The 1,229-nt window shown below is 51.2% G+C and carries 1 protein-coding gene; it reads left to right on the top strand.

Going from position 1 to position 1,229, the window contains the following annotated elements; genetic code table 11:
- Positions 1 to 63 precede the first annotated feature (63 nt).
- Positions 64 to 1,211 (top strand): IS3 family transposase gene (locus BL249_RS06665; protein ID WP_099707643.1). Its coding sequence is split into 2 segments (ribosomal slippage): positions 64 to 301 and positions 301 to 1,211, totalling 1,149 coding nucleotides; the frame shifts between segments, so codons are not numbered across the junction.
- Positions 1,212 to 1,229: the final 18 nt, after the last annotated feature.

Below are 1,229 nucleotides of genomic sequence, written 5' to 3'. Positions count from 1 at the left end.
TGAATCGCCACGGGTTTAACAGACACCTCAGAGTCATTTAAGATGACTTAAAGAGAGGTGCCCATGAGCGGTAAGCGTTATCCTGAAGAGTTTAAAATTGAAGCAGTCAAACAGGTTGTTGATCGCGGTTATTCTGTTGCCAGCGTTGCAACACGTCTCGATATCACCACCCACAGCCTTTACGCCTGGATAAAGAAGTACGGTCCGGATTCTTCCACTCATAAAGAACAGTCAGATGCTCAGGCCGAGATCCGCCGTCTCCAGAAAGAGCTGAAACGGGTTACCGACGAACGGGACATATTAAAAAAAGCCGCGGCGTACTTCGCAAAACTGTCCGACTGAGGTACGCCTTTATCCGTGACAACACCTGTTGCTGGCCTGTTCGCCTGCTCTGTCGGGTGCTGGATGTTCATCCCAGTGGTTTTTACGCCTGGCTTCAGCAGCCGCATTCACAACGCCATCAGGCAGACCTGAGACTGACAGGACAGATTAAACAGTTCTGGCTGGAATCGGGATGTGTCTATGGTTATCGCAAAATCCATCTGGATCTGCGGGACAGCGGGCAACAGTGCGGAGTGAACAGAGTCTGGCGACTGATGAAACGTGTCGGGATAAAGGCTCAGGTCGGATACCGGAGTCCGCGGGCACGTAAAGGCGAGGCCAGTATCGTGTCGCCCAACAGGCTCCAGCGACAGTTCAATCCGGATGCTCCGGATGAGCGTTGGGTAACGGACATAACCTACATCAGGACCCACGAAGGCTGGCTGTATCTGGCCGTGGTTGTTGATCTGTTCTCACGCAAAATTATCGGCTGGTCAATGCAATCCCGGATGACAAAGGACATTGTCCTGAACGCACTTCTGATGGCTGTATGGCGGCGTAATCCCCAAAAACAGGTGCTGGTTCACTCGGACCAGGGCAGTCAGTACACAAGCCATGAGTGGCAGTCGTTCCTGAAATCACACGGCCTGGAGGGGAGCATGAGCCGTCGCGGTAACTGTCATGATAATGCGGTTGCAGAAAGCTTTTTCCAGTTGCTGAAACGCGAACGGATAAAGAAAAAGATCTACGGAACGCGGGAAGAAGCCCGCAGCGATATTTTTGGTTACATCGAAATGTTTTATAACAGTAAGCGTCGGCATGGTTCGAGCAATCAGATGTCACCGACAGAATATGAAAACCAGTATTATCAACGGCTCGGAAGTGTCTAGATTATCCGTGGCGATTCA

Origin of the sequence: Erwinia sp. OLFS4 (assembly GCF_002752165.1) — a bacterium.
In the GTDB taxonomy this organism is placed as follows: Bacteria; Pseudomonadota; Gammaproteobacteria; order Enterobacterales; family Enterobacteriaceae; genus Izhakiella.
The sequence above is the reverse complement of the archived record's forward strand: the minus strand, read 5'-3'. Positions and strand labels throughout refer to the sequence as shown.